The 17,909-nt window shown below is 56.1% G+C and carries 19 protein-coding genes; 11 read left to right on the top strand and 8 right to left on the bottom strand.

Annotated elements, in window-relative coordinates:
* Window positions 1–244: 244 nt before the first annotated feature.
* Window positions 245–1,483: an alanine transaminase gene (gene alaC / locus AAE045_RS13410; protein ID WP_455548163.1), complete on the top strand. Its 1,239-nt coding sequence runs from the start codon at window positions 245–247 to the stop codon at window positions 1,481–1,483.
* Between the two features lie 52 nt (window positions 1,484–1,535).
* On the opposite strand, the gene ypdK is transcribed toward alaC, so the two are convergent.
* Window positions 1,536–1,607, bottom strand: a complete 72-nt coding sequence (gene ypdK, locus AAE045_RS13405) for a membrane protein YpdK (RefSeq protein WP_455548297.1) — start codon at window positions 1,605–1,607, stop codon at window positions 1,536–1,538.
* 361 nt (window positions 1,608–1,968) lie between these two features.
* Here ypdK and AAE045_RS13400 point away from each other — a divergent pair, with 361 nt between their 5' ends.
* Window positions 1,969–2,313 (top strand): cupin domain-containing protein, encoded by a 345-nt coding sequence (locus AAE045_RS13400; RefSeq protein WP_455548162.1) that lies wholly within the window; start codon window positions 1,969–1,971, stop codon window positions 2,311–2,313.
* Window positions 2,314–2,343: 30 nt separating this feature from the next.
* Here AAE045_RS13400 and AAE045_RS13395 read toward each other — a convergent pair whose 3' ends face one another.
* Entirely contained in the window at window positions 2,344–2,535 is a 192-nt protein-coding gene (locus tag AAE045_RS13395) for a hypothetical protein (RefSeq protein WP_455548161.1), read from the bottom strand.
* A 338-nt stretch (window positions 2,536–2,873) separates the two neighbouring features.
* Between AAE045_RS13395 and AAE045_RS13390 the strand changes: the two genes are divergently transcribed.
* A complete protein-coding gene (locus AAE045_RS13390) occupies window positions 2,874–4,373 on the top strand; it encodes an MDR family MFS transporter (RefSeq protein WP_455548160.1) in 1,500 nt (499 codons plus the stop codon).
* 49 nt (window positions 4,374–4,422) lie between these two features.
* On the top strand, window positions 4,423–5,187 hold the full coding sequence (locus AAE045_RS13385; RefSeq protein WP_455548159.1) for a LamB/YcsF family protein: 765 nt from the start codon (window positions 4,423–4,425) through the stop codon (window positions 5,185–5,187).
* 80 nt (window positions 5,188–5,267) lie between these two features.
* On the opposite strand, the gene AAE045_RS13380 is transcribed toward AAE045_RS13385, so the two are convergent.
* The 5 genes from AAE045_RS13380 to puuD form a co-directional block, all read right to left on the bottom strand.
* Entirely contained in the window at window positions 5,268–6,530 is a 1,263-nt protein-coding gene (locus tag AAE045_RS13380; RefSeq protein WP_455548158.1) for a 4-aminobutyrate--2-oxoglutarate transaminase, read from the bottom strand.
* Between the two features lie 39 nt (window positions 6,531–6,569).
* Entirely contained in the window at window positions 6,570–7,850 is a 1,281-nt protein-coding gene (locus AAE045_RS13375; RefSeq protein WP_455548157.1) for an NAD(P)/FAD-dependent oxidoreductase, read from the bottom strand.
* 2 nt (window positions 7,851–7,852) lie between these two features.
* Window positions 7,853–9,340 carry an aldehyde dehydrogenase PuuC gene (gene puuC / locus AAE045_RS13370; RefSeq protein WP_455548156.1) on the bottom strand — a complete coding sequence of 496 codons (1,488 nt, stop codon included), beginning with the start codon at window positions 9,338–9,340 and terminating at the stop codon, window positions 7,853–7,855.
* Between the two features lie 138 nt (window positions 9,341–9,478).
* Window positions 9,479–10,036: an HTH-type transcriptional regulator PuuR gene (gene puuR, locus AAE045_RS13365; RefSeq protein WP_455548155.1), complete on the bottom strand. Its 558-nt coding sequence runs from the start codon at window positions 10,034–10,036 to the stop codon at window positions 9,479–9,481.
* Window positions 10,037–10,061: 25 nt separating this feature from the next.
* Window positions 10,062–10,826, bottom strand: a complete 765-nt coding sequence (gene puuD, locus AAE045_RS13360; RefSeq protein WP_455548296.1) for a gamma-glutamyl-gamma-aminobutyrate hydrolase — start codon at window positions 10,824–10,826, stop codon at window positions 10,062–10,064.
* Window positions 10,827–11,028: 202 nt separating this feature from the next.
* Here puuD and AAE045_RS13355 point away from each other — a divergent pair, with 202 nt between their 5' ends.
* The 6 genes from AAE045_RS13355 to nadS all read left to right on the top strand — a co-directional run bounded on the left by AAE045_RS13355 (window position 11,029) and on the right by nadS (window position 16,778).
* Complete coding sequence (locus AAE045_RS13355; protein WP_455548154.1) at window positions 11,029–12,447, top strand: glutamine synthetase family protein; 1,419 nt, start codon at window positions 11,029–11,031, stop codon at window positions 12,445–12,447.
* A gap of 364 nt (window positions 12,448–12,811) precedes the next feature.
* Window positions 12,812–14,200: an APC family permease gene (locus tag AAE045_RS13350; RefSeq protein ID WP_455548153.1), complete on the top strand. Its 1,389-nt coding sequence runs from the start codon at window positions 12,812–12,814 to the stop codon at window positions 14,198–14,200.
* 197 nt (window positions 14,201–14,397) lie between these two features.
* On the top strand, window positions 14,398–15,081 hold the full coding sequence (locus tag AAE045_RS13345; RefSeq protein ID WP_455548295.1) for an RluA family pseudouridine synthase: 684 nt from the start codon (window positions 14,398–14,400) through the stop codon (window positions 15,079–15,081).
* A 100-nt stretch (window positions 15,082–15,181) separates the two neighbouring features.
* Complete coding sequence (locus tag AAE045_RS13340) at window positions 15,182–15,982, top strand: MBL fold metallo-hydrolase (RefSeq protein WP_455548152.1); 801 nt, start codon at window positions 15,182–15,184, stop codon at window positions 15,980–15,982.
* Between the two features lie 177 nt (window positions 15,983–16,159).
* Complete coding sequence (locus AAE045_RS13335) at window positions 16,160–16,492, top strand: type II toxin-antitoxin system RelE/ParE family toxin (protein WP_455548294.1); 333 nt, start codon at window positions 16,160–16,162, stop codon at window positions 16,490–16,492.
* Window position 16,493: 1 nt separating this feature from the next.
* The gene (gene nadS, locus AAE045_RS13330; RefSeq protein ID WP_455548151.1) at window positions 16,494–16,778 is read left to right on the top strand and encodes a NadS family protein; all 285 of its coding nucleotides are present in this window, start codon (window positions 16,494–16,496) and stop codon (window positions 16,776–16,778) included.
* Window positions 16,779–16,825: 47 nt separating this feature from the next.
* On the opposite strand, the gene fos is transcribed toward nadS, so the two are convergent.
* Complete coding sequence (gene fos / locus AAE045_RS13325) at window positions 16,826–17,224, bottom strand: fosfomycin resistance glutathione transferase (protein WP_455548150.1); 399 nt, start codon at window positions 17,222–17,224, stop codon at window positions 16,826–16,828.
* A 354-nt stretch (window positions 17,225–17,578) separates the two neighbouring features.
* Here fos and AAE045_RS13320 point away from each other — a divergent pair, with 354 nt between their 5' ends.
* Window positions 17,579–17,839 (top strand): DUF2534 family protein, encoded by a 261-nt coding sequence (locus AAE045_RS13320; protein ID WP_455425312.1) that lies wholly within the window; start codon window positions 17,579–17,581, stop codon window positions 17,837–17,839.
* Window positions 17,840–17,909: the final 70 nt, after the last annotated feature.

Genomic DNA, 17,909 nt, shown 5'->3' with positions numbered 1-17,909 from the left:
CAGGTTCCTCGTCGTCATCGGGTAAGAGGTTATTGGTTTGTTACGACGAGGTTAATATAGGCCTTGCTAATCAAACAAAACAGTGATGACTTTCAAATGAAAGTTCATGTTTTAGGCGAAACGAAAATATTTTCGCTTTGCCTCTCGACAGATGATTTTTATTCAGGCTATTTTCAAAGCGGGCCACAACAGCGTGGCAGCGTCGCTCGGACGGTCCGGGCGCTTACGTAATCCAGAGGAATCTATGGCTGACTCCAGTCCTAAACGTCGTTTTTCGCGTATCGATCGTCTACCCCCGTACGTATTTAATATCACCGCCGAGCTGAAAATGGCCGCGCGCCGCCGTGGCGAAGATATTATCGATTTCAGCATGGGCAACCCCGACGGCCCTACGCCGCCGCATATCGTTGAAAAACTCTGCACCGTAGCCCAGCGTGACGACACGCACGGCTATTCCACCTCCCGTGGTATCCCACGCCTGCGCCGCGCAATTTCTCGCTGGTACAAAGATCGCTATGAAGTGGATATCGATCCGGAAAGCGAAGCGATTGTCACCATCGGCTCGAAAGAGGGGCTGGCGCACCTGATGCTGGCCACGCTCGATCACGGTGACACCGTGCTGGTGCCAAACCCGAGCTACCCGATTCATATCTACGGCGCGGTCATCGCGGGTGCGCAGGTGCGTTCCGTGCCGCTGGTGGAGGGCGTTGACTTCTTCAACGAGCTGGAGCGCGCCATCCGCGAAAGCTATCCGAAGCCGAAAATGATGATCCTTGGCTTCCCGTCTAACCCAACGGCGCAGTGCGTGGAGCTGGAGTTCTTCGAAAAGGTTGTGGCGCTGGCTAAGCGCTATGACGTGCTGGTGATCCACGATCTGGCCTATGCCGATATCGTATACGACGGCTGGAAAGCGCCGTCTATTATGCAGGTGCCCGGCGCGCGCGACGTGGCCGTCGAATTCTTCACGCTGTCAAAAAGCTATAACATGGCGGGCTGGCGCATTGGCTTTATGGTGGGCAACCAGGAGCTGGTAAGCGCGCTGGCGCGTATCAAGAGCTATCACGACTACGGCACGTTTACTCCGTTGCAGGTGGCAGCGATTGCCGCGCTGGAAGGGGATCAGCAGTGCGTGAAAGATATCGCCGAACAGTACAGGCGCCGCCGCGATGTGCTCGTCAAAGGGCTGCATGAAGCTGGCTGGATGGTGGAATGCCCGAAGGCTTCTATGTACGTGTGGGCCAAAATTCCAGAACAGTATGCGGCAATGGGGTCGCTGGAGTTTGCCAAGAAGTTGCTGCAGGACGCGAAGGTCTGCGTCTCGCCAGGCATCGGTTTTGGTGATTACGGCGATACCCACGTGCGATTTGCGCTGATTGAAAACCGCGACCGCATCCGGCAGGCGGTGCGGGGGATTAAATCCATGTTCCGTGCGGACGGGTTGCTTCCTGCGACCACCAAAGCCGCAACGGATATCACCGGTTAAAAACGCAAACAGGAGCCATCGGCTCCTGTTTTTATCACCGGCTGCGTGAAGATTAAATCATAATCACAAAAGTCCCGACCCACACCGCCAGAATGACCGAGATACCCATCAGAAAATATTTCACTTTGCATTGCTCCGCGCGTATTCACGCACTCTTTTCGCCAGAAAATCAGTATAGAAAAGTGAAATCGCCGAAGGGGCATTTTGGGATTAACTTCATCCGGCGTGCTGAGCGTTTCACGTTGTATTCCGTGGCCGGGAGCGGCCAGTCGGCGCTAATGTACTCCCAATGCGCGCAGCTTTACAAGGGGATGAAAAGCGCGGTGGCGATCCTTTTTTAAACTTTACATTTCACGGCGTAAGAGAATATTAAACCTGCTGAATTAAAAGGTTTTTCGCCTGCTCTTTTTATCGTTCAGGACTGTATATTTTTTTGTTTTTGTTATATCCAGATAGCTTTCACATTAGCTTAAATAAGGAAAAATATGATCGTTTCAAAAGAGAACGCTGAACACTACCTTTGGGGGGACGATTGTGATGGCTGGCACCTTTTAAAAAGCCCAACCCTTAGCGTTATTCACGAACGTATGCCTGCCGGTCGCGAGGAGCAGCGCCATTACCACTCCGCCGCGCAACAGTTCTTTTTTGTTCTGTCCGGGGAGCTGAGCATGGAGCTGGAAGGGGAGTTGCATCGAATTCCTGCGGGTAAGGGGATCCCCATTCCTGCACGGTCACGGCATCAGGCACGTAATGATTCGCAATCAGATACAGAATTTCTGATGGTTTCTGAGCCAACGACCCGCGGGGACCGGGTGAATCTGGAATACTAAAAACAGGCCCCGGGGCCTGTCATAGTGCTGCTATTTTATCGCTTCATTGGAGTTTTCCATCGCCTGCTTCATCGCTGCGCTGTTAAACGCCGCCTGACGATTCTGTTCGGCCAGATAGCAGGTATCTTTGCTGACCCCCTGAGCCTGACAATCTGCCATACGTTGTGCCGGGGTGCTGCATCCGGTCAGCGTTGCCGCCACTGCTGCTACTATCACTAACATTATTGTTTTCATTGCTGTTTAATCCAAAATTGAAAAGCCGCCGTAGCGGAACACCCTTTCAGGCGCGGGCATAATCCACCATTTTCAGTGTGGGTAAACCAGGAAAAAACCTAATCATCAGCCTTTGTGATAATTAAAATTGAAATAGTGTTGATTTGGTATCGACAGATTTAAGAGTTTTGGCACTGCGTCAGGAAGGTTACTGAGCCACAATAACCGATAGCAGTGAAAATATTCCCATCATATTAATTTCTCAGCTGACTGATTATGTTTTGTCGGATGACGCGCGCTTATCCGACCTACGATAAAAATACCTGTAACTGATTAAGCCGGAGCCGATGACTACAACGCACGAATCACAAACGGATTCTCCACCGCAGACCACTTCGGTTCGTTTGCTTTTTGCCGCCCTGATGCTGGTGATGCTGCTTGCCGCGCTGGATCAAACCATCGTTTCCACGGCGCTGCCGACGATTGTCAGCGAGCTGGGCGGGCTGGAAAAACTCTCCTGGGTGGTCACGGCGTATCTGCTTTCTTCAACGATTGTCGTACCGCTGTACGGTAAATTTGGCGATTTGCTCGGGCGCAAAATCGTTCTGCAAACGGCTATCGTCATCTTCCTGCTTGGCTCCGCGCTGTGCGGCCTGGCGCAGAATATGACTCAGCTTATCCTGATGCGCGCCCTGCAGGGCCTCGGCGGCGGCGGTCTGATGGTTGTCACTATGGCAGCGGTAGGGGACGTTATTCCTCCGGCGGATCGCGGTAAATACCAGGGGCTGTTTGGCGGCGTATTTGGGCTGGCAACCGTCATCGGGCCGCTGATCGGCGGCTTCCTGGTTGAACACTTCTCCTGGCGCTGGATCTTCTATATCAACCTGCCGCTCGGGGTCTTTGCGCTGCTGGTGATCGGCGCGGTGCTGAAGCCGCAGACGGCGCGCATTCGCCACCAGATAGACTTCCTTGGCGCGGGCTATCTTGCCATCTCGCTGACCTGCCTGATCCTCTTTACCAGCCAGGGCGGCACCGTGATGGCGTGGTCCGATCCGCAGCTGTGGTGCATCTTTGCCTTCTTTGCCGTGACGCTCGGCGGGTTTATTTATGAAGAGCGGCTGGCCATCGAGCCGATCATCCCGCTGGGCCTGTTCCGCGACCGCACTTTCCTGCTCAGCTGCCTGATTGGCTTTATCATCGGGATGTCGCTGTTTGGCTCGATGACCTTCCTGCCGCTCTATTTGCAGGTGGTGAAATCCTCCACGCCAACGGAGGCGGGCATCCAGCTGCTGCCGCTGATGGGCGGCCTGATGATCACCTCGATTATCAGCGGGCGCATCATCAGTAAAATTGGCCGCTACCGCATCTTCCCGATCGTCGGCACGCTGGTGACGTTTATTGCCATGGCGCTGCTGGGCACGTTGAAAATCGACTCGCCGCTGCACACGCTCTATTTCTATATTGCGCTGCTCGGCTGCGGCCTGGGCATGGTGATGCAGGTGCTGATCCTCGCGGTGCAGAACAGCGTGGAGCAAAAGCTGATCGGCGTGGCAACCTCCAGCGCCACGCTGTTCCGTCAGATTGGCGGCTCGATTGGCGTGGCAGGCTTCGGCGCAATCTTCACGAACGTGCTGCAAACTAAGCTTATGGCGCTGATCCCACCGGATGTGCAGCTGCCGCGTCAGCTGGGCGCAAAAGCCGTGCATGAGCTGCCCGTCGCCCTGCGTAATGACTATCTTCAGGCGTTCGGCTCGGCCCTGCACTCGGTTTACATTATCGCCGCAGGCGTGGTGGTGCTGGCGTTTATTCTGTCATGGCTGATAAAGGACGTGCCGCTGCGTAAGTAGGGGAGAAGTGTGCTAATTTTCTCAAAGGACTGAGGACAACGAGTAGTCAATGAGCATAACAATCGATTTAAACAGCGATCTGGGTGAGAGCTTCGGGCAGTGGACGATGGGCGATGACGCGGCGATTCTGAAGGTGGTGAGCAGCGCGAACGTTGCCTGTGGATTTCACGCTGGTTCGCCTGCTGGCCTTCTCGACACGCTGCGTGCGGCACGGGCACAAGGCGTGGCCGTTGGTGCTCACGTCTCTTACCCCGACCTCGTTGGTTTTGGCCGCCGCAGTATGGACATCGCCAGCGACGAGCTGACCGCCGACGTTATCTATCAGATAGGCGCGTTGCAGGGTCTGGCGCGGGCTGCCGGAACCTCTGTTCGTTACGTCAAACCCCATGGCGCGCTCTATAACACCATAGCTCATGACGAACGCCAGGCAGCGGCGGTGATTGACGGTATTTTGGCTGTCGATGCGAATCTGCCGCTGGTGGGGCTAGCCGGTTCAAAGATTCTGGAGTGGGCCGCGCAAAAAGGGCTGCGGGTAATCTCTGAAGCTTTTGCCGACCGCGCATATCACGCTGACGGCACTTTAGTTGTCCGCCGTGAACCAGGCTCGGTTATTCACGATCCGCAAACAGTTGCCCAGCGCATGCTCCAGCTCATCACCCAGGGCGGCATCAACTCTGTAGAAGGAATCTTCACCCCGATTCAGGCAGATTCTATTTGCGTGCATGGCGACACCCCCGGCGCGGTTGAAATGGCCCGCCGGGTGCGCCAGCTGCTGGAAGAGCAGGGGATTGCGGTGAAGAGTTTTGTCGGATGACGCTAAGCAATTGAAAAGCAGGCAGTGGTAGGGTGGATAAGCGCCAGCGCCATCCACCGGTTCCCCGCTTAGTTCTTTGATTAACCTCTAAAAATCTCGCTCAAAATATTCAGCGATTTGCTGAACTGCGCATCCGGGATAGTCAGCGGGTACAGGAAGCGGATCACGTTGCCGTGAATGCCGCAGGTCAGCAGGATCAGGCTCTGCTCCATGGCGCGCTTCTGGATATCTTTCGCGATGTCAGCGCTCGGCTTACCGGTTTGCGGATCGTTAAACTCGACGGCGATCATCGAGCCGCGCCCGCGAACCTGTGCCACAGCCGGGTTGCCCGCGCCCTGAATAGTTTCGATTAGCTGGCTGCCGAGCATGTCGGCACGTTCGCACAGTTTCTCTTCAGCAATCACATCCAGCACAGCATGCGCCGCTGCAATAGCGACCGGGCTACCGGCATAGGTGCCGCCCAGGCCGCCCGGCGTTGGGCTGTCCATCACTTCGGCACGCCCGGAGACGCCTGAAATCGGGAAGCCGCCGCCCATGCTTTTCGCCATGGTGATCAGGTCCGGCTTCGCGTCCGGGTAGTATTCGCTGGCAAACAGCCTGCCGGTACGGGCGAAGCCGCTCTGAATTTCATCGGCAACTAACAGAATGCCGTGCTGGTCGCACAGCCTGCGCAGCGCGCTGACAAACTCCGGCGGCGCAACGTTGAATCCGCCTTCGCCCTGGACGGGTTCAAAGACGATGGCGGCAACCTGCTGCGGGGCAATGTCGCAGTGGAAGATATCTTCCAGGCTGCTCAGCGAGTCTTCGACGCTCACGCCGTGCAGCGCATTCGGATAGCGGGCATGGAATACGGAACCAGGGAACGGGCCGAAGCCGGTTTTATAAGGCGCCACTTTTCCGGTCAGGGCCAGCGTCATCAGCGTGCGGCCGTGGAAAGCGCCGGTAAAGGTAATGACGCCAGGGCGACCGGTGGCGGCGCGGGCAATCTTCACCGCGTTTTCTACCGCCTCCGCGCCGGTGGTGAAGAACGTCGTTTTAGCTTTGCCTTCAATCGGCACCAGGTCGTTCAGGCGTTCGGCCAGCGAAAGGTAGTTTTCGTATGGCAGGATCTGGAACGCCGTATGGGTAAAACACTCCAGCTGTTGCTGAACGGCGGCGATGATTTTCGGGTGGCGGTGCCCGGTATTCAGCACGGCGATGCCCGCCGCGAAGTCAGTGTACTCGCGGCCTTCGGTATCGGTGATGGTCGCGTTCTCGGCTTTCTTAACCATAAAATCACACATCACGCCGACGCCGCGCGGGGTGGCATCAAGGCGGCGCTGCTGGAAGCTATTGTTGCTCATCTTTTTTTCCTTACACGTAGGGATCGGTTAGAGGATTAATTACACGCCAAGGCGATCGCGCAGCTTGTAGTAAACCGCGCCCATCGCGGTAAACGGGATGCGCAGGCTGCGGCCACCCGGGAACGGGTAGTGCGGCAGCCTGGCAAAGGCGTCGAAGCGCTCGGCGTCGCCGCGCAGCAGCTCGGCTATCAGGCGGCCCGCCAGATGCGTACAGGTCACGCCGTGTCCGCTGTAGCCCTGCATGTAATAAATGTTGTTATCGAGACGGCCAAACTGCGGCATCCTGGAGAGCGTCAGCAGGAAATTGCCGGTCCAGCGGTAGTCGATTTTTACGCCCTTCAGCTGCGGGAAGGTTTTCAGCAGGTTTGGCATGACCAGACGTTCGATGTCCGCCGGGTCGCGCGCGCCGTACACCACGCCGCCGCCGTACAGCAGGCGGTTGTCGCCGGTCAGGCGGTAGTAGTCCAGCAGGTAGTTACAGTCTTCCACGCAGTAGTTTTTCGGGATCAGCGAGCGGGCCAGATCTTCGCCCAGAGGCTCGGTGGTCAGCACCTGCGTGCCGCACGGCATGCTGCGCTTTGCCAGCTCCGGCTCAAGTTTATCGCCCAGGTAGGCGTTGCCCGCCACAATCACGTATTTCGCCGTGACCTGGCCTTTTGCGGTACTGACGACGGCCGGGCTGGCGTGCTGAATATTGGTCACCGGCGACTGCTCATAGACGCGGCCCCCGTTCAGGCGGATGGCGTTCGCCTCGCCAATGGCCAGATTCAGCGGATGAATATGGCCGCCGCTGTGGTCAAGCAGGCCGCCAACATAGCGATCGCTGTCCACTTCGCGACGCAGCTCGTCGGCGTCCAGCAGCTCCAGCCGGGTGTTGCCGTAGCGCTCCCAGTTAGTTTTCTGCTCTTCCAGGGTTTCCAGCTGCCGGTGGTTCATGGCGACGAACAGCCCGCCCGGACGGTAGTCGCAGTCAATCTGGTAGCGCTTGATGCGCTCGCGGATGATCTCCCCGCCCTCAAACATCATGCCGCCGAGCATTTTTGCGGCCTCCGGGCCGTAGGTGCGTTCGATGACGTCGATATCGCGGCTGTACGAGTTGACGAGCTGGCCGCCGTTGCGCCCGCTGGCGCCGAAGCCGATGCGGGCCGACTCCAGCAGCACCACGTCATAACCCATTTCGGACAGGTGCAGCGCCGAAGAAAGGCCGGTGTAGCCGCCGCCGACGATGCACACGTCGCAGGTAACCGGCTCGTCGAGCTGGGGGAACGGCACGTACTGGTTAGCGCTGGCGGCATAATAGCTGGTGGTATGTTCAGTCATGATTAAGACTCCAGGGAGATCCAGATGGTTTTCAGTTCGCTAAATTTTTCCAGCGCGTGGAGGGATTTATCGCGCCCGTTACCGCTCTGCTTGTAGCCGCCGAAAGGCACGGTCATGTCGCCGTCGTTGTAGTTATTCACAAACACGGAGCCTGCTTTCAGACGACGGCTCATGCGGTGCGCGCGGGAGAGGTCGCGGGTCCAGACGGCGGCGCCGAGGCCATAGTCGCTGTCGTTTGCCAGCTTCAGCGCTTCGGCTTCGGAGGAGAAGCGGGTGATCACCAGCACCGGACCGAAGATTTCATCGCGCCCGACGCGGGAATCTGTAGCCGTGTCGACAAAAATGGTCGGGCCGACGGCGGCGGGGTGTTTGCCATCACGTCCGTCCAGAACCAGCCTGCCCTGGCTTTCGCCGTCGCGGATAAAGCTGTGCACGGTGTCTGCATGGGCGTTGTCAATCAGCGTGCCCATGGTGGTGTCCGGGTCGAGGGGGTTGCCCGGCTGCCAGCTCTTTGCCTGCTCCTTCAGCAGCGCAATAAACTCGTCGGCAATGCTCTCTTCCAGCAGCAGGCGGGTCCCGGCGATGCACACCTGGCCCTGGTTATAGAAAATGCCCGCGGCGGTGGCGGCGGCTGCGTTTTGCAGATTCGGGCAGTCGGCGAAGACGATATTGGCACTTTTGCCCCCGGCCTCCAGCCAGACGCGTTTCATGTTGCTGTCGCCCGCGTCTTTCAGCAGCTGTTTGCCCGTACGGGTCGAGCCGGTGAAGGTGATGACGTCCACGTCGGGGTGCTGCGACAGCGCCTGGCCGGCTTCATGACCAAAGCCGGGAATGACGTTAAGCACGCCGTCCGGCAGCCCCGCCTCTTTGGCAAGCTGCGCCAGGCGAATCGCGGTCAGCGGGGATTTTTCAGAAGGTTTAAGGATGACGCTGTTGCCGGTTGCCAGCGCGGGGCCAAGCTTCCAGCAGGCAAGCAGCAGCGGGAAGTTCCACGGCACCACGGCGGCCACGACGCCAATCGGCTCACGTACGATCAGCGCCAGCTCGTTAACGCCGGTGGTGGCGACTTCGCCGTAAACTTTGTCGATGGCTTCCGCGTACCAGCGGATGGCGCGGGCGGCGCCTGGAATATCATCACGCAGGCTATGGCGCACAGGCTTGCCGGTATCGAGCGTCTCCAGCAGCGCCAGCTCTTCGTGATGCTGCTCCATTAAATCTGCGAGCCTGCTTAAGACCGCTTTGCGTTTTGCCGGGGAGGCCTGCGACCAGTCGCCGCGTTCGAAAACGTCGCGAGCGGCGCACACGGCTTTATCTACGTCTGCTTTTTTACCGCGGGCAACCTGAGCAAGCGTGCGCTGGGCGGCAGGGTCAACGATCTCAAAAGTCGTATTATCCACGGCCGGACAATATTCGCCGTTAATAAACAGGCGGCCTTCCGGCGAAATATTCTTTGCTTTTTCCTGCCAGTAATTCAGATGCTGAAAGTCCATGATTACTCCTTAAATTCAATAAGATAAAAGGTCTTTCTTCGCTGCTGTTGGCAAAATCAGGTTGCAAGTTGCCCCAGGAAATAAATCCCGTAAAAAGCGTCTTTAAAAGTGGCCTGAGAAACTCAGGCCGAAAAGAAATCAGAACGTGGTGGGAGTGTGGGCGCTGATAATGCGGCAGATCCCTGCCGAGGTGTTGCTGAAGCTGTGCGGTATGCCGGTGTTGATGGCATAGCTTTGCCCCGCAACAAGGTGGTATGTCTGGCCGTTGATGGTCAGGATCACTTCACCTTCCAGTATCGTGCCTATCTCTTCACCCTGGTGTTTGATCCTCTCCCCGGTAGTCGTGCCGGGTTGGTAAGTCTCGAAGATCATCGCCAGCGTACGGTTCGGATTCCCGTTGTGAACCAGCTTCATTGAAACGCCCTGACTGCCAATCTCAATCAGGTCATCCTGATCGATAACCACCTGCGGCTCATCAGGTTTTTCCGGGTCCGCGAAGAACTCGGAGAGCGACAGCCCATAAACTTTCAGCAGCTTCTGTAGCGTACTGATTGCAGGACTGACTTTGTCCTGCTCTATGGTGCTGATGGCACTATGCGTTAATCCAGACAGTTCGGCGGCACGACGTTGTGATAGACCCAACTGCTGGCGGATCGCTGACAAACGTTTTCCCGGCGCCAGGCCGTCATCGCTCATATTGGTATTTCCTTAACAGTAGTGGTCAGAGCCGCTGTTTTTCAGCGATAAAGCTCTGACAAGCGGTGATAAAACCTTCTAGCAATAAACGCGACAGGGCGTATTCGCTACTGTTCCATTCCGGATGCCATTGTACACCAAGGGCAAAGGGGTGATCGTGTACGCTGACGGCTTCCACCAGGCCATCCGGCGAACGTGCTTCCACACGCAGCAGGCGGCCCAGCGTTTTCGCTCCTTGTCCATGGAGTGAATTAACCCAAAACGAGCTGCAGCCTGGAATTAAGGTAGAGAGTAATCCTCCCTGTTGAACCTGGACTTCATGAGAGGGAGCGTACTGCCCCTCCATCGGGAGTTCGGGATCTTCACGGTGTTCGAGGAACGTCGGCTGTTCGTGCAGGCGACGATACAGTGTCCCCCCGGTGGCCACCACCATTTCCTGTAAACCCCGGCAGATGGCGAAAATGGGGATGCGCCTTTCAATCCCGGCGTTGATCAGCGCCAGGCTCAATTCATCACGCCCGGGATCGGCGTCAGGCTCATCGCCGTTTTCACCATAGAGGTGCGGCTGCACGTTGCTGGGGCTGCCCGGCAGGAAGATGCCGTCGAGCGTCGGAAGAAGTGCGTTCAGCAATTCTGGCTCCGCCAGCGCATGGGGGAGGGCAACAGGTAACCCTCCGGCGTTCAAAACAGCATTCAGGTACTTTTCTTGCAATGTCTGGGTCTCATGACCCTTAAGCCTGTTCCTGCACATGACCACACCAATCACTGGTCTGTCAAATATATTGCCCATGATCGACCTCACATTCTGGACTAAATTATTGCCAAAAGATTCCATTCTGCCCATTTCCGTTCAATATTTTATCAATCTAGCAGCGAGATAACCTATTTGCAAACTCCACTTAACATTTGACAAACATTTAAATTGGCACCATTGTCGAAAGGTGGACATTATATTTAACAGTGGCGACCCGCATCCAAAACGGTGGTGAATCATGGATACCAATATCGTAGAAGTTGAGAATTTCGTTCAGCAAACCGAGGAGAGACGAAGTAGCGCGTTCGCACGCGAAGTCAAAACCTATCTCGAGACCTATCCCAATACCCAATATGTTGACGTGCTGATTACTGACCTGAACGGCGGCTTTCGCGGCAAGCGTATTCCGGTTGCCAGCCTGCGTAAGATAGAGAAGGGCTGCTACTTCCCGGCCTCGGTATTTGCCATGGACATTCTGGGCAACGTGGTGGAAGAGGCCGGTCTGGGCCAGGAGCTGGGCGAGCCGGATCGCAGCTGCGTGCCGATTCTGGGTACTTTAACCCCGTCGGCGGCGGACCCGGAGTTTATCGGGCAGATGATGCTCACCATGCTGGACGAAGATGGCGCTCCCTTTGACGTTGAGCCGCGCAACGTGCTTAACCGGCTCTGGCAAAAGCTGCGCCAGCGCGGTCTGCACCCCGTGGTAGCGGTAGAGCTGGAGTTCTATTTACTCGATCGTCAGCGTGATGCCGAAGGCTACCTGCAGCCGCCGTGCGCGCCGGGCACCGAAGACCGCAACACCCAAAGCCAGGTCTACTCCGTTGATAACCTTAACCACTTCGCCGACGTGCTCAGCGATATTGACGAGCTGGGCCGCCTGCAGCTGATCCCCGCCGACGGCGCGGTAGCGGAAGCCTCCCCCGGCCAGTTCGAGATTAACCTGCACCACACCGATAACGTGCTGGACGCCTGCGACGACGCGCTGGCCCTCAAACGCCTGGTGCGTTCGGTTGCGGAAAAACATAAGATGCACGCCACTTTTATGGCGAAGCCGTATGAAGAGCACGCGGGCAGCGGCATGCACATTCATATCAGCATCCTGAACGGTAAAGGTGAGAACGTGCTGGCGGATGCCGACGGCGAAGACTCCTCGATTCTGAAGCGGGCGCTGGCGGGCATGATTGACCTGATGCCCGCGTCGATTGCGATGCTGGCGCCAAACGTCAACTCCTACCGTCGCTTTCAGCCGGGGATGTACGTGCCGACGCAGGCATCGTGGGGGCATAACAACCGTACTGTCGCGCTGCGTATCCCGTGCGGCGACCGTGATAACCATCGCGTCGAGTACCGCGTGGCGGGTGCCGACGCCAACCCGTATCTGGTGATGGCAACTATACTGGCGGGCATTCTGCACGGCCTGGACAACGAGCTGCCGCTGCACGAAGAAGTAGAAGGTAACGGGCTGGAGCAGGAAGGGCTGCCTTTCCCAATCCGCCAGAGCGACGCGCTGTGGGAATTCACCCAGAACGACCACCTGCGCGAGCTGTTAGGGGACCGTTTTGTGCACGTTTTCCACGCCTGTAAGAACGACGAGCTGATCCAGTTTGAGCGGATGATCACAGAAACGGAAATTGAGTGGATGTTGAAAAACGCCTGAGCAGAGCCATGCCGGGGTGGCTGCCGCCGCCCGGCAGAAAAAATTATGCAGCATCATAAGGTCTGAGCGGAGCCGGACCGACAACATTGCAGGATTACCCTGCCATTTCCCTGAGGCGCATCACGGAGCACGCGGCAACGGGTCTTCAGTTCGACAAAATGTATGACGAGGATGGAGATGATGCAGATGTTCAAATACCCGCACGGCGAGGGCGAATGCCGCTGCCGCATTGATTACGACGGACCTGTTCACGGTCACGGCCCGATTTTTATCCCTCTGGATCCACGCCTCACCCCCAGCCTGAGCAGGTTTGCCATAACGACGATTTCATCGCAAACCTCCGCGTGCATGGGGGGGCAAGGTCATGGCGACTAACTCTTCTTTAGAAAATCCGTCGCAGGCGGGAAAGCCGCAGCTGCGCAAATCTTTAAAACTCTGGCAGGTGGTGATGATGGGGCTTGCCTACCTCACGCCAATGACGGTGTTTGATACCTTCGGGATTGTGTCCGGCATCAGCGACGGCCACGTCCCGGCGTCCTACCTGCTTGCGCTGGCGGGCGTGCTGTTTACCGCTATCAGCTACGGCAAGCTGGTGCGCCAGTTCCCCCAGGCCGGTTCAGCCTATACCTATGCCCAGAAGGCCATTGGCCCTCACGTGGGCTTTATGGTGGGCTGGTCGTCGCTGCTGGACTACCTGTTCCTGCCGATGATTAACGTCCTGCTGGCAAAAATCTATCTCTCGGCGCTGTTCCCGGAGGTGCCGCCGTGGGTCTGGGTGGTGAGCTTCGTGGCCATCCTAACCGCCGCCAACCTGAAAAGCGTCAATCTGGTGGCGAACTTCAACACCCTGTTCGTGCTGGTGCAGATTTGCATCATGGTGGTGTTTATTTTTCTCGTCGTGCAGGGGCTGCATAAAGGCGAGGGCGTTGGCTCCGTCTGGTCGCTGCAGCCGTTCATCAGCCAGAACGCGCACCTCATCCCCATTATTACGGGGGCGACGATAGTCTGCTTCTCGTTCCTGGGCTTCGATGCGGTGACCACGCTTTCTGAAGAAACGCCGGACGCCGCGCGCACTATCCCCAAAGCCATCTTCCTGACGGCCGTTTACGGCGGGATTATTTTCATTGCCGCATCGTTCTTTATGCAGCTCTTCTTCCCGGACAATAGCCGCTTTAAGGATCCGGACGCGGCGCTGCCGGAAATCGCCCTGTACGTGGGCGGCAAGCTGTTCCAGTCCATCTTCCTGTGTACAACCTTCGTGAATACGCTGGCTTCGGGGCTGGCCTCGCACGCCAGCGTCTCGCGCTTGCTGTACGTGATGGGGCGCGACAACGTCTTCCCGGAGAAGTATTTCGGCTACGTCCACCCGAAATGGCGCACTCCGGCACTCAACGTGCTGATGGTTGGCGTGGTGGCGCTTTCCGCGCTGTTCTTCGATCTGGTGACCGCAACCGCACTGATTAACTTCGGCGCGCTGGTGGCCTTTACCTTCGTGAACATCTCGGTGATCAACCATTTCTGGCGCCGTGAAGGCCGCAACAAAACCTGGAAGGATAAATTCCACTACCTGATCCTGCCGCTGACCGGCGCAATAACGGTGGCGGTGCTGTGGATTAACCTGGAGTCGACATCCTTAACGCTGGGCCTGGTCTGGGCCGCGGTGGGGCTGGGGTATCTGGCTTATCTGACCGGCCTGTTCCGCAAGCCCCCGCCACAGTTCGATGCAACCAGGGCCGAGCGGGCCTGGGAGTGATTTAAACTATTAAATAAGAAAACGGGCTGCCTTGCGGCGGCCCTTTTTATTGGAAAATGCGGGGATGCTTCAGGCTGTCTGTGCGTCCAACAGCGAAGTACCATATGAGTTATCGACGGTCCAAAGCCAGCGGCCAGATTCGCCAGCCGCCGGGAAATTCGGTACTATCCGCTGCCACTCTCCAGCCGGGCCGCCTGATGTCTACGATTATCGATACTTTTATTGCCCCGCCGTGCCATGACGAGATCGAGATCCTCTGTCAGGACGAGCACCTGGTGCTTATTAACAAACCCGCCGGGCTGCTGAGCCTGTCGGGGAAAAATCCGCAGAATCTCGATTCCGTACATCACCGGCTGGTAAAGATCTTCCCCGGCTGTACCCTGGTCCACCGGCTTGATTTCGGCACTTCCGGGCTGATGGTGGTTGCCCGCAACAAGGCTATCAACGCCGCGCTTTGCCATCAGTTCAGCCAGCGCACCGTCAGTAAGGTTTACAGCGCGCTGCTTTGCGGGCACCTGGACAACGACGAAGGGGTGATAGACGCGCCGATAGCCAAAGATCCGGCGCTGTTTCCGTTGATGTCGATTTGCGCGGTCAACGGCAAGCCCGCGCGCTCCCGCTATCGGGTTGTTGAGCGCTTTTACCGCGATTTGCTGCCGCTAACGCGGGTCGAGCTAACGCCGGAGACCGGGCGTACGCACCAGCTGCGCATCCACTGCCAGCAGCTGGGCCATCCTATTCTGGGATGCGATCTCTACGGCGGGCTGCTGCGACCGGGCACGGAGCACGCCCCGCGCCTGATGCTGCATGCCAGCGAGCTCCACTTTGTGCATCCCGCCAGCGAAAAGTCAGTCCATGCCCGTCATGCCAGCCCTTTCTGAATAACTCCTTCGTAGCCTGATCGGCAGCATTATCTGGTACATGACCTTCTATCGGTGTGCCAGACTGATATTAGCTAACCGGAACGGAGAACGCCCCTCAATGATCGCATTATGCAAAGCCTGCGGAACGTCTTACGACGTCAGCGGTTCCCATCCCCAACGCTGCAAGATCTGCGAAGACGAGCGTCAGTATGTGCCAGCCGCAGGGCAGAAATGGGTGGATTTCGATACCCTGATTGCAACGCATACCAATAAATGGAAGCAGCACGAGGCCGATCTCCTCAGCATCCGCACCGTCCCTGATTTTGCCATTGGCCAGCGGGCTTTTATCGTACGAACCCCGGAAGGCAATATTCTTTGGGACTGTATCGCCATCCTCGACGACGCCACCAGAACGCTGGTATCCGCCCTCGGCGGGCTGAAAGCCATCGCCATCTCGCATCCTCATTACTACACCACCATGCAGGACTGGGCCGAAGCGTTTGACGCCCCTATTTATCTTCATGCCAGCGACCGGGAGTGGATCATGCGCGACAGCCCTCACGTTACCCTCTGGGAAGGAGACACCCTTAAGCTGACCAGCGATGTCACCCTGATGCGCCTCGGCGGCCACTTCGCGGGCGGCAGCGTACTCCACTGGCAGCAGGGCGAAGGGGTGCTGCTGTCAGGGGATATCCTTCAGGTCACGCCGGGCGCGGACGCCGTCTCCTTTATGTGGAGCTACCCAAATATGCTGCCGCTTGCAGCAGAGACGGTCCGCGAGATCACGCGTCGCCTGAGCGGCGTGAAGTTTAAGAAACTCTACGGCGCGTTCGAAGGCAAGGATATAAAGGAAAGGGCGGACGAAATCGTGCAGCGCTCCGGGGAGAGGTATGTGCGATGTCTGGGAAAAGGCTCTTAGTGGGGGGCTGCCCCTCTTCATAATCTGCTGGTTACGTCAGAAATAATTACTATTTGCGAGATCTCCCGAAGTTAAATCATCTCGTTTTGCAGATATCTGGCTGTGCATAGGTTTGCTCTTTAAAGTGTACCTGGTACGCATATTGGTGTACTCTGTACCTTACATGGAGAGTTGATGATGTGCCATGCGATAGAATTTATCGAGACTGCAATGTTTACCCGTCAGATAAAACGGATGGCAACGGATGAGGAGCTAAGGGAGCTTCAGAAGATGCTTATCGCCTTTCCTGAAAGAGGCGATCTGATACGGCAAACCGGCGGGCTGAGAAAAATAAGGATGGCAACTGGCTGCCAGGGAAAGAGTAGCAGCGCAAGGGTTATTTATTTTCTGGCGACGGAAGAAATTATCTATCTTGTGATGGCCTATCCGAAAAGTAGTAAAGATAGCCTGACCGATGTGGAAAAAGCAGAGCTAAAAAAACTGACGAAGTTGCTGAAAGATGAGGTATGAAATGAGTTTTTTTGACGATCTGAAAACGTCGCTTGAAGAAGCCGTAGATATTAAGAACGGCATTAAGGAACCAGCAAGGGTTACCCGTTATGAAATTGCTGATGTGAAGGCGATAAGGGAGCAGCTTAACGTTACCCAGAGCGAGATGGCAAATGCGCTGGGTACCAGCGTTGATACGATAAAAAGCTGGGAGGCTAAAAGGCGTAACCCAACTGGCCTGGCGGCAAAGGTACTGGCTACCATCCGGGATAATCCAGCATTTTTTATTGAGCTGGCGAAGCATTAAATTTTTAAGAAACCCTACGCATAAAATAACCGTTCAGTTTCAAGACATCAGAAAAATTCCATTTTTTCATAAGGCTGCCTCATGCAGGCGTTGAGGCGGCTCTCCAGATCGCCGTCATGTATTTCCAGCTTGTGGCCATCAGGGTCAAGGAAGTAGATAGATTTTCCTTCACTCTTGTTTGTTTTCCACTCTTTGACGCCCGATGACTTCAGCTGAGCAGCAAACGCATCGAAGTCTTCGCTGCGGATGCTGAATGCGTAATGAGTGTAATCTTCCTGAGGGGCCACTGCGTCAGCGGAAAGGCACAGCCACAGGCTACCAAGACAAAGATAAGCCCCGCTGGCCCATCTTGCCTTTGGGACAAAACCAAGCGTGTTGACATAAAAATCGAAGCTTCTCGTAACATCACTTACGGCAATGGTTATGTGGTTTAGACCGCTCAGCATACATAGCACCTTCAACATAATGCGGGAGGCTATAAGCTACCATAAGCGCACTTCAGCTCGCTGCATGAGTGAATGGAAATTGTGCTGTTCATAAACGTTGCGGCTTTCTGCTTAACCGGTACCAGCTGAAATATCACTTTTGGTGCAAATAAATACTTTAATTCGAGCCCTGGTGCCGATAACCTTGTCAGACAAAGCTTGCGGCCGACTTCTGAACATGGCTGGAAACCGTAGTTTCGGCTCATTCGGAAATATCTTCAGAGATGGGCCTGGATCACATTTTTTGGTGACGTTTTGCCAGACTACGGTTTCATAACGGCTGTACTAATTAAAACCATCTGTGAGGGAAGGGTTATGTTGAAAATATTCAAAACTCGCGAAGGGAAAAAATTCCTGATTGCAGTTGCTATTGTTTTTATAATTGTTTTTTCGGCAGTCTCAAGTGTGACCTTCGAAGGCGTTGAGGAGCAGTATAATATGCCAATGGAACAATGGAGTGCATCACTCTTCATCATTCAAGGCGCGTGGGTTGCCATTTACAGTATTATGTTCACAATAATTGGCTCATCACCTTTTGCTTTTTATTTTCTCGTTCCCAAAGATGGGCGAGGTTAAAGATATACTCTGAGAACGTGGCATTGTTCGATAACCAGAACTTTGGGTCGGTGTTCCATATGCGGGCAGT

Source organism: Dryocola clanedunensis (assembly GCF_038405435.1).
Taxonomy (GTDB): Bacteria; Pseudomonadota; Gammaproteobacteria; order Enterobacterales; family Enterobacteriaceae; genus Dryocola; species Dryocola clanedunensis_A.
Note: the sequence above shows the minus strand (reverse complement) of the source record. Positions and strands in the feature narration are given on the sequence as shown.

Bases quoted from the DNA above. Each gene is read 5' to 3' on its own strand.
- fos (WP_455548150.1), bottom strand. From the start codon at position 17,224: ATGCTGAGCGGTCTAAACCACATAACCATTGCCGTAAGTGATGTTACG.
- AAE045_RS13340 (WP_455548152.1), top strand. From the start codon at position 15,182: ATGATCGCATTATGCAAAGCCTGCGGAACGTCTTACGACGTCAGCGGT.
- AAE045_RS13400 (WP_455548162.1), top strand. From the start codon at position 1,969: ATGATCGTTTCAAAAGAGAACGCTGAACACTACCTTTGGGGGGACGAT.
- AAE045_RS13335 (WP_455548294.1), top strand. From the start codon at position 16,160: ATGTGCCATGCGATAGAATTTATCGAGACTGCAATGTTTACCCGTCAG.
- AAE045_RS13385 (WP_455548159.1), top strand. From the start codon at position 4,423: ATGAGCATAACAATCGATTTAAACAGCGATCTGGGTGAGAGCTTCGGG.
- AAE045_RS13345 (WP_455548295.1), top strand. From the start codon at position 14,398: ATGTCTACGATTATCGATACTTTTATTGCCCCGCCGTGCCATGACGAG.
- alaC (WP_455548163.1), top strand. From the start codon at position 245: ATGGCTGACTCCAGTCCTAAACGTCGTTTTTCGCGTATCGATCGTCTA.
- AAE045_RS13375 (WP_455548157.1), bottom strand. From the start codon at position 7,850: ATGACTGAACATACCACCAGCTATTATGCCGCCAGCGCTAACCAGTAC.
- nadS (WP_455548151.1), top strand. From the start codon at position 16,494: ATGAGTTTTTTTGACGATCTGAAAACGTCGCTTGAAGAAGCCGTAGAT.
- puuD (WP_455548296.1), bottom strand. From the start codon at position 10,826: ATGGGCAATATATTTGACAGACCAGTGATTGGTGTGGTCATGTGCAGG.
- AAE045_RS13390 (WP_455548160.1), top strand. From the start codon at position 2,874: ATGACTACAACGCACGAATCACAAACGGATTCTCCACCGCAGACCACT.
- AAE045_RS13355 (WP_455548154.1), top strand. From the start codon at position 11,029: ATGGATACCAATATCGTAGAAGTTGAGAATTTCGTTCAGCAAACCGAG.
- AAE045_RS13320 (WP_455425312.1), top strand. From the start codon at position 17,579: ATGTTGAAAATATTCAAAACTCGCGAAGGGAAAAAATTCCTGATTGCA.
- puuR (WP_455548155.1), bottom strand. From the start codon at position 10,036: ATGAGCGATGACGGCCTGGCGCCGGGAAAACGTTTGTCAGCGATCCGC.
- AAE045_RS13395 (WP_455548161.1), bottom strand. From the start codon at position 2,535: ATGTTAGTGATAGTAGCAGCAGTGGCGGCAACGCTGACCGGATGCAGC.
- AAE045_RS13380 (WP_455548158.1), bottom strand. From the start codon at position 6,530: ATGAGCAACAATAGCTTCCAGCAGCGCCGCCTTGATGCCACCCCGCGC.
- AAE045_RS13350 (WP_455548153.1), top strand. From the start codon at position 12,812: ATGGCGACTAACTCTTCTTTAGAAAATCCGTCGCAGGCGGGAAAGCCG.
- puuC (WP_455548156.1), bottom strand. From the start codon at position 9,340: ATGGACTTTCAGCATCTGAATTACTGGCAGGAAAAAGCAAAGAATATT.